Origin of the sequence: Candidatus Magnetominusculus dajiuhuensis (genome assembly GCF_046044395.1) — a bacterium.
Taxonomy (GTDB): domain Bacteria; phylum Nitrospirota; class Thermodesulfovibrionia; order Thermodesulfovibrionales; family Magnetobacteriaceae; genus Magnetominusculus; species Magnetominusculus dajiuhuensis.
In genome coordinates this window covers 1-9,207 of record NZ_JBJUSG010000138.1, presented here as the reverse complement: position 1 = coordinate 9,207, position 9,207 = coordinate 1, and the positions used below count along the sequence as shown (strand labels likewise).

Sequence of the window (9,207 nt, the reverse complement as noted above, 5' to 3'; positions counted from 1 at the left end):
TGACAATAAACTATGCAACTGCCTCTTACTTATGATGGAGAACAAATTTACCTTGGACAAACGGACAAACGCATTACGGTATAAAGGACCAACGACGAAGGGGGATAATCCCAATACTGTCCGGCATGATAATTGCTGAGCGAAACAATTTGCGGCGGTGAGGGGGGTATACTGTTGTCTTCTATCGACAAGACGGGGGATTATCCCCAAATTCCCACGCCGCATTATCTCGAAGCCGACATACGAAATTGCTCCCGGCTTTCCCTATCTCTTCAAATAAACTATACTGCCCATGAGGTAAGATGGAAAAAGTGGACACCAAAATATAGTAAAATAACTTACAAGATGGAGGTGTTCAATGGAGAGAATCCCGAACGGGAAGTACACGAAGGAGTTTAGTGTCAATGCTTATAAAGCACAGCCGAAAAGACTCCGGTGTTGGAAGGGCAGCCACTGTCTTTTCATTCCATGACAAGTCAAATCCAGTATGCGTACCCCTCTACGGGTAATAAACAGCGATGATGTTGTAATCTTCAGTCATGATAGCCCTGATGATACTGACTGGCCGCATTGGCCTTCCGTTTACCGTCAGCGACGTCAACACACTGCCCTCGGTCGGCTGGAAGTAAAATATCCTTGCCGTACCATATGGCACTGACGTGTTGCTGCCTTGTCGTTGAGTTGATATCAGGTTAAAGTTATCGTCATATACCAGCACCGTTCCGCTGCCGGCCACTGTAAATGAAACGATTTGTACGGTATTGTTATCTATTACTGTTTGAGTAAGTGGAGCTGAGGCCGAGGCTATATTGTATAAGTCTCCGCCATAAAGAGCCGTTATCAAGTGTGTGCCAATGGACAGCGCGGCGGTTGTCAGTGATGCCTCTCCGTTGACAAGGGCAGCCGTCCCAAGGGTGGTCGTGTTGTCCCTATTGGTCATGTTGTCAAGGGTGGTGGTCATGTTGTCCATAAAGGTAACTGTACCGGTGGGTGAATTCCCGGTAATCGTTGCCGTGAATGTTACCGGAACACCGTAGGCGGAGGAACTCATGGACGATGTGACCGTTATTGACTCTATGACCTGAGTCAGTGCGGCTGATGTCGAGGCCGGATTGTTCGCGTCTCCGCTATAAACCGCCGTTATCGAATATGTACCAATCATAGGTATAACTGTCAGAGAGGCCTGTCCATTTACGTCCAATGAAACAGTTGACAGAGGCGTCTCACCAGCCATAAATGTTATAGTGCCTGTCGGTGAATTTCCCATAACCACCGCTGTGAAGGTTACCGCCACACCATAGTTTGCCGGATTCTGGGACGATGTAAGCATTATTGTCGTCACAATCTGACTAAGAACCGTCGAGGTCGAAGGTAAATTATTCGCGTCTCCGCTATAAACCGCCACAATCGAATGTGTTCCCGCTGCCAGAGATGTGACTACTATAGAGGCCTTTCCTCTTCCGTCAATCGTAACAGCTCCAAGTGTGCTAAGTGTGGTCGTATTATCCATAGTCGTGTTGTCCACAAAGGTGACAATGCCCGTTGGCGATTCGCCTGTAACTGTTGCCGTTAAGGTTAAGGCGGTACCGTATGCCAACGGATTCTGGGACGATGTGAGGGTTGTTGCCGTTGCCGGTGTTACGAGTTGATTCAATGCCTCAGATTTCGAAGATAAACTGTTGTTATCTCCCGAATAAACCGCCGTTATTGGGTGCGTACCTGCCAAAAGAGAGGAGGTGGAATACGCGGCCTTTCCGCTTCCATTAGGCGACACTGACGCAAGGGTGGTCGTGTTGTCCATAAAGGCCACCGTACCCGTTGGCGATGTGCCGGTAACTGTTGCCGTGAAGGTCACCGCCGCCCCATACTTTGATGGATTCAGAGACGAGGTGATGGTTGTGGCCGTTGCTGACATTACGAGCTGATTCAATGCCGACGATGTCGAAGATAGGCTGTTCGCGTCCCCCGAATAAAATACAGTTATTGAATGCTTTCCGACTGAAAGTGCCGATGTCGTAAATGTGGCCTGTCCATTTCCATCCAGCGCAAGCGCGGCCAAAGTGGTTGTGTTGTCCATAAAGACGGCAGTGCCCGTTGGTGATGTTGTACTGCTGATAGTCGCCGTAAAGGTTACCGACGCGCCATATGTTGATGGATTCAGCGACGATGTGACAACAGTTGTCGCAGTTGCCGGAGCTACAACCTGGCTGAGTACTGCCAATGTCGAAGCCGTACTGTTGTTATCCCCCGAATAGACTGCTGTTATTGTGTGGGTTCCCGGCGAAAGGGACGATGTCGTATACGCGGCCTGTCCGTTTGCAATCAAGGCGTTACCAAGGGCAGTCGCGTTGTCCATAAAGGTAACAGTACCTGCTGGAGTGCTGCCAGCACCTGTGACTGTGGCAGTGAAGGTTACAGCCGCTCCATATGTCGCTGGATTGAGTGACGAGGTGACGCTTGTCGTTGTAGTTGGCGTACTTATGACCTGATTTAATACAACTGACGTCGATGCCGAATAGTTTGAATTCCCGCCATAGACCGCCGTTATCTGATGTGTGCCTATTGAAAGTGACGATGACGTAAATGTCGCTTGTCCGTTTACAAGTGAGGCGGTACCAAGTATAGTCGTGCCGTCCTTAAAAGTAACGGTTCCTGTTGGAGAGGTACCTGTTACAGTTGCCGTGAAGGTCACCGAGTCACCTAATGATGATGGATTCAAGGACGACGAGACGGAGGTTGTCGTTGTTGTTACAGGTAGTGCACCCGTCCAAATATCTCCATTATAAACTGCGGCAACCAGCTTTGAACCTGTTGAATTGCAGGCGACACTCTGCCAGTAGTTGCTGCCGCCGTTGACATTATTCGCAGTCCATGCGCCATTTGAATACGTACATATATCCCCGCCATAGACGGCGGCAGCGAGTTTTGTGCCTGTTGAATCCGAGGCGACACTCTGCCACATGTTGTTGCCGCCGTTGACATTATTAGCAGTCCATGAGTAGCCGCTATTTGAAGATGTCCATATATCTCCGGTTTCATAACCACTGGTACTGCCAATAGCGGCAATGAGCTTTGTGCCGTCTGAATTGGATGCCACCGCGTCCCACCAATCAAAACCGTTGTTTACACCATTGGCAGTCCATGTGCCATTTGAGGATGTCCATATATCGCCGCCATAAACAACGGCAACCAGCTTTGTGCCTGTGGAATCCGAGGCAACACTTTGCCAATTGTTGAAGCCGCCGTTTACATTATTGGCTGTCCATGTTGCGCCGCTGTCGGAAGAAGTCCAAATATCTCCACCACCAACAGCGGCAATCAGCTTCGTGCCGTCTGAATTCGATGCTACAGTCTGCCAGTTATTGATGGCGGCAGGCTTTACTTTATTCGCCGTCCAGACCCAAACAGATTGAGCCGTCGCGGAGTTCACAACCTCGCTGAGTGCTGCCGATGTAGAAGTCAAATTGTTCCCGTCACCGGAGTAAACGGCCGTTATTGAGTGTGTGGCAACTGAAAGTGACGATGTTGTAAATGTCGCCTGTCCACTTACAAGTGAAACGATGCCAAGAGCAGTCGCACCGTCCATAAAGGTAACTGTACCGGTTGGAGATGTACCAATAACCGTCGCCGTGAAGGTTACCGGCGTGCCGAATGTTGATGGATTCAATGACACGGTAAGAGTTGTTGCGCTATTTACTACCTGACTAAGGACAGAAGATGTAGAAGCCGGATTGCTTTGGTCCCCCGCGTAAACCGCGGTTATTGAGTGTGTGCCTGCTGCAAGTGAGTATGTTGAAAATGCCGCTTGACCAAAAATATTCAGCGAAGCGGTGCCAAGAATATTCGAGCCGTCTTTAAAAGTAACAATGCCTGTTGGAGATATACCCGTAACCACAGCCGTGAATGTTACTAACACGCCGTATGTCGATGGATTAAGAGACGATGAGATGGCTGTTGAGCTTACGGTAGCTGTAAAGTCATTCCCCGTAGAGTTAGCGCCGCTTAATGTCACGCTGCCGCTTGATGGAGTAAACGTATAACCGCTCAGGCCTGGAGTTACTGTATAGCCTCCATTGGAAAGTCCTGTGAAACTATACGCGCCGCTGCCGTTGGTGGTTGTTGTTGCCGTGCCGACCCCGGTAAGGGTTACCGTTACGCCGCTTAGACCGCTGCCATTTAGTGTAATTGTCCCTGATATTGTGTAGGTGGTTGCCGAGTTTACAACCTGACTTAACACCGGCGATGTCGAAGTTGAGTTAATCGAATCCCCTGAATAAACCGCCGTTATCGAATGGGTGCCTACCGAAAGCGACGATGTCGAAAGCGTGGCCTGTCCGCTTGCAAGCGAGGCGGTGCCAAGGGTGGCTATGCCGTCTTTAAACGTAACAAAGCCAGTTGGAGAAGTGCCGGTTACCGTAGCCGTGAAAGTTACCGACGCGCCAGATGTTGATGGATTAAGTGACGACGTAACGGCTGTTGTCGTAGATGATAATGATAAGACAATTACCCCTATCTTGTTGGCATTATATTCAGTAAACCAGATGTTGCCATCAGGGCCGGTTGTGATGCCAACGGGCTGACTCCCCGCCGTGGGGATGGCATACTCGGTTATTACACCTCCATTGGTGATTTTCCCTATCTGGTTGCCGTGATATTCTGCAAACCAAAGATTGCCGTCTGGACCGGTTGTGATAAACACAGGCCAACTCGCGGCAGTGGGAATGTCATACTCTGTTATTGTACCCGATGTGGTAATTGTCCCTATCTTGTTAGTGTTTTCTTCAGTAAACCAAAGGTTGCCGTCTGGACCGGTTGTGATACTATTAAGGATGACTATTGGAAGTGGGGATGGGATACTCGGTTATTGCGTGTGTCGTCGGGTTTATATTTGCTATATTGTTGGCGCTATATTCAGCAAACCAAAGATTGCCGTCCGGGCCGGATGTAATGCCAAAAGTCAAACTACCCGCATTGGGAACATTATACTCTGTCGTTACACCTCCGGTAGTGATTTTCCCTACCGTGTGATTAGCCTGTTCAGTAAACCATAGATTGCCGTCAACGCCAGAGGTTATAACCGTTGGCTGACTCCCGCCAGACAGGCCGCCATGTTCGGTTACTGTACCAGACACAGAGATATTCCCTATTTTGTTACCGTTAGATTCAGCAAACCAGAGATTGCCGTCTGATCCAGATGTGATGCCAACGGGTTGACTCCCTGCCGTAGGGATGGCATACTCGGTTATTACACCTGACGTGGTGATTTTCCCTATCTTGTTAGTGTTTTCTTCAGTAAACCAAAGATTACCGTCAGGCCCGGATGTTATAGCATGAGGATTACTTCCGCTACTGGGGATGCTGTATTCGTTTATTGTTGGGATTGTGGCGATAAAATTTCCTAATGAGACCGGCCCGTTGCCGACGGGAATTGTGTCGGAGACTGTGTTCGTGGTTGTGTTTATTACTGAAACCGTTCCATTCCAACTTGCCACATAGACCCTTAGGCCATTGGGCGTTACGGTAACCCCTCGCGGCCCGCTGCCCACAGTAATCGGGCCTGAGACAAAACTGTTAGAAGTTTTTATTACTGAGACATTGTTTGAACCGTAGTTAGTCACATAGACCTTCGCACCGTCAGGTGTTACGGCAACTCCGTAAGGTTGGCTGCCGACGGTGATTGTACCGGTGACTGTGTCAGACGATGTGTCTATTACTGAAACAGTGCTTGAACCCACACCAGCATTCGCCACATAGGCCTTTGACCCGTCAGGTGTTACGGCAACTCCAACTGGATTTGAACCCACAGAGATTGGACCTGTGACGGCATTATTTGATGTGTTTATCACTGAAACCGTTCCATCTCCCCAATTTGTCACGTAGACCTTCGTGCCATCGGGCGTTACAGCAATTCCATATGGATTTGTCCCGACAGTAATTGTAGCGGTGACAGCATTCGTGGTAGTGTCTATTACCGAAACAGTGGTCGCGCCATAATTAGTCACATAGACCTTCAACCCGTTGGGTGTTACAGCAACTCCAGTTGGTTGACTGCCGACAGTAATTGCAGCGGTGACAGCAATTGTGGCCGTGTTTATTACCGAAACGTTGTTACTACTTTGATTCGCCACATAGACCTTTGCCCCGTCGGGTGTTACTGTGACTCCAGTCGGCTGAGCCCCAACAGGAACTGTAGCAGTGATAGTATTCGTTGAAGTGCTTATTACCGATACACTTCCAGCACTGTAATTTGATACATAGACCATAGAGCTGTCAGGAGTTATGGCAATTCCCGATGGATTGGCCCCGACATTAACTGTAGCGACGACAGTGTTTGTTGATGTGTTTATTACTGAAACATTGCTTGTACTATAGTTTGTCACATAGACCTTCGAACCATCCGGTGTTATGGCAGGTGTATTTGGATTGGTTCCGACATTAATTGTAGCGACGACAGTGTTTGTTGATGTGTTTATTACTGAAACGTTATTTGAGCCATTGTTCACCACATATACCTTAGACCCGTCGGGCGTCACGGCAGCGCCGGCTGGATTAGACCCCACAGTAATAGTATTGGTGACTGCGTTCGTGGATGTGTTTATTACCGAAACGGTGTTATCGTTATAATTTGTCACATAGGCGTTCGTAACGGGCGCTAGTGTAACATCACCTTTGGGAGAGCTACCGGTTACCGTTGCCGTGAAGGTTACCGACGCGCCGTCTGTCGAAGGATTTAAAGATGAGACGCCGTCTGTCGTTGTCGATACCGTATTGACGACCTGACTGAGAACAGATTATGTCGAGGCCGCGTTACTTGAATCCCCGCCGTAACCCGCCGTTATTGAGTGAGTGCCTCCCGAAAGTGATGATGTTGAGAAAGAGGCCTGTCCGCCTCCATTAAGCGAAATGGCCGCAATAGTGGCCACGCCATCCTTAAACGTAACGGCTCCTGTGGGAGATACGCCGGTAACTGTCGCCGTGAAGGTTACCGAATCGCCATAGTTTGATGGATTCTCAGACGAGGAGACGCTTGTTGTCGTTGAGGTAGCGGAGTTTGTTATCTTTAAAATCTTTAATTTAGCGCCGCTCCAGCCCCCTGATGAGCCGTTTGGACAACTATTACAGTTGCCGTCCTGGTTTAAATATGCAAAGTAAACAGTTGGAATTAATGTGCTTGCATGGGCTTTTTTTGCGAAACCGTCCGCCCACGGCACCTGGTTTGATGACCATGACGCCTCGCTGGTTATCTGTTGAGGGGCGCTCCATGTACCATTGGCATCCTTAACTATCAGGTAATAATCACCTCTTGCATTAGCGTTACTGTCATACTGAATCGCTGAAATATAAACTATATTGCCTACCGCAATAATGTCAGTTGGGTAATAGCCTATATTGCCGGAAGATGTGTAAATCTCCTGTGGCGTTCCCCAATTCAACCCATAGTACACATTTTTCATAGTACTATCAGTATATACCGTATGCCAGTTTCCAGATTCGTCCTGATATGAAACACCATTGTTATAACCACCCGTATAACCAAGAACAGTTGAAGTATCCCATGAGCCATAAGTACTTGACTTGCCAGTGAAAAAAGAAATAGTGACATAATCATGCATCGGAACATAAATAGTGCCGTCAGAAGATAAAACGATGGTATTATTAGCGTCATTTCTGTTATCGTCCTGACCACCGCTTGACGTGCCTGAAATGGTAGTCATACCTGACAAAGATCTCGCGGTGGTATCGTACGTCATCTCTTTAGCGGCATAGCCATAACTATACCATCCTTCCCGTTGAAACAAGACGTGTAAGTTGTTGTTTGCGTCCTTTATCATAGTATGGGCCACATCGTTTGGTCCGGTAAGTTCCCATCCCCTGTTTACGTAAAGATCAGTAGCCTTGCTCCATGAACCCCCTGTTTCTTCATATATCGCCGAATCACCGTAACGGTCCCAGTTCCCAACTCTGGTGATTTCTGATGTAAAAACCCACCTGTTGCCATTTGTATCTAAGACCATAGACGTCGCGGCTACGCCCTTTGAACGGGTGTCAATCAGTGTGTTAGACCATGTATCTGTGTTTAACACGTACTCGGCGTACCACAACTGCTTCGCGTTGCCATAAACAAAGTATAAGTTGCCTCCGTTATCTTCTAAGAGGGCATTTCTGATAAAGTATCCTAACCACGCTCCACCATCCTGGATGTAATCTGTATAGGAACCGATATTATTAAAGACCTTAAACTCAGTCGCTGTTGTTGAAAGCTCTGGCTTAGGTTTAAAGGCGCCTTTGTACCCATTCGGGGCAGCCTGAGAGTTGCCGACTGTCCCATGAGAATTTGCTGAGTTTGTTGTTGCGGCAAGAGACATTGAGCTTATGCCATGACGGCGGCTGCCGGTTATCAGACCATCGGGTGGCTCAAACGGCCACGCCTTTTGAGGAGAGTATTCGTCGCGGCAGTAAGCTCATTATCATCGGGTAACAGCGTAGCCGTGTGGAAGTCACGCTGCTGCGCTAAATTACCAACGGCAGTAAAACCGCCCGGAGTTAAGGCGCAAGCCGGTTGATTTGAAACGAAAAGAATTATAGAAAATAAGACCAATGTGACGAACAACCGCAACATATTGTTCATTTTATCCATCCCCCTACACAATACTAAAAGAAAAACACCTCGCTATTACACACATAATATCCCACCCCAAAGTCAGTTCTAAAGCATTAGACGGAGACACCCTTGCAAACCAGAAAGACAGGGCGCTGTCATATTCAATATTAAACAAGTCAAATTTGTCAAGGGCAATTCAGCACCCAAGCTCCGATATAGGAATTTGCACCTGCCAATATAAAGGGTTTTTTTGGGCATTTTTATCATTTATAATACTACCATTCCATTGTTGTGTATCATAAACAATAAAATATTTATCTTAACTGTCTAATATTACATGATTCCATCTTTTTTAAACATACCTCTCTCTATATTATGCATAGAATTTACTTTTTCACTTTCTTTTTTAGCAATCCCACGAGAGGCTGAGTTCAAAGATCTTCCCCCTTATTTCCTCAAAGATAGCCAGCTTCTTTACATCCACTGTCAGCTTTAAGATTACTTTCCCTGCATGGCTCACTATACGCCCCGCAACCTGTATCATCTTCCAACGAAATGTTGTTATTGTATGCCTCGACCACGACTCAGGACATGACAACCTCTTA

4 protein-coding genes and 1 pseudogene are annotated in these 9,207 nt (G+C 47.7%); 1 reads left to right on the top strand and 4 read right to left on the bottom strand.

What is annotated here, in order from left to right:
• Positions 1-174: 174 nt before the first annotated feature.
• Entirely contained in the window at positions 175-399 is a 225-nt protein-coding gene (locus AB7D94_RS14780) for a hypothetical protein (RefSeq protein WP_420266726.1), read from the top strand.
• Between the two features lie 100 nt (positions 400-499).
• Here the strand turns inward: AB7D94_RS14780 and AB7D94_RS14775 are convergent, their stop codons facing one another.
• The 4 genes and pseudogenes from AB7D94_RS14775 to AB7D94_RS14760 form a co-directional block, all read right to left on the bottom strand.
• Positions 500-4,819 (bottom strand): Ig-like domain repeat protein, encoded by a 4,320-nt coding sequence (locus tag AB7D94_RS14775; RefSeq protein ID WP_420266728.1) that lies wholly within the window; start codon positions 4,817-4,819, stop codon positions 500-502.
• Between the two features lie 4 nt (positions 4,820-4,823).
• Complete coding sequence (locus AB7D94_RS14770) at positions 4,824-6,632, bottom strand: virginiamycin B lyase family protein (RefSeq protein ID WP_420266725.1); 1,809 nt, start codon at positions 6,630-6,632, stop codon at positions 4,824-4,826.
• Between the two features lie 159 nt (positions 6,633-6,791).
• A complete protein-coding gene (locus AB7D94_RS14765) occupies positions 6,792-8,366 on the bottom strand; it encodes an Ig-like domain-containing protein (RefSeq protein ID WP_420266724.1) in 1,575 nt (524 codons plus the stop codon).
• A 642-nt stretch (positions 8,367-9,008) separates the two neighbouring features.
• Positions 9,009-9,207: pseudogene (locus AB7D94_RS14760) on the bottom strand (hypothetical protein); the annotation flags it as partial.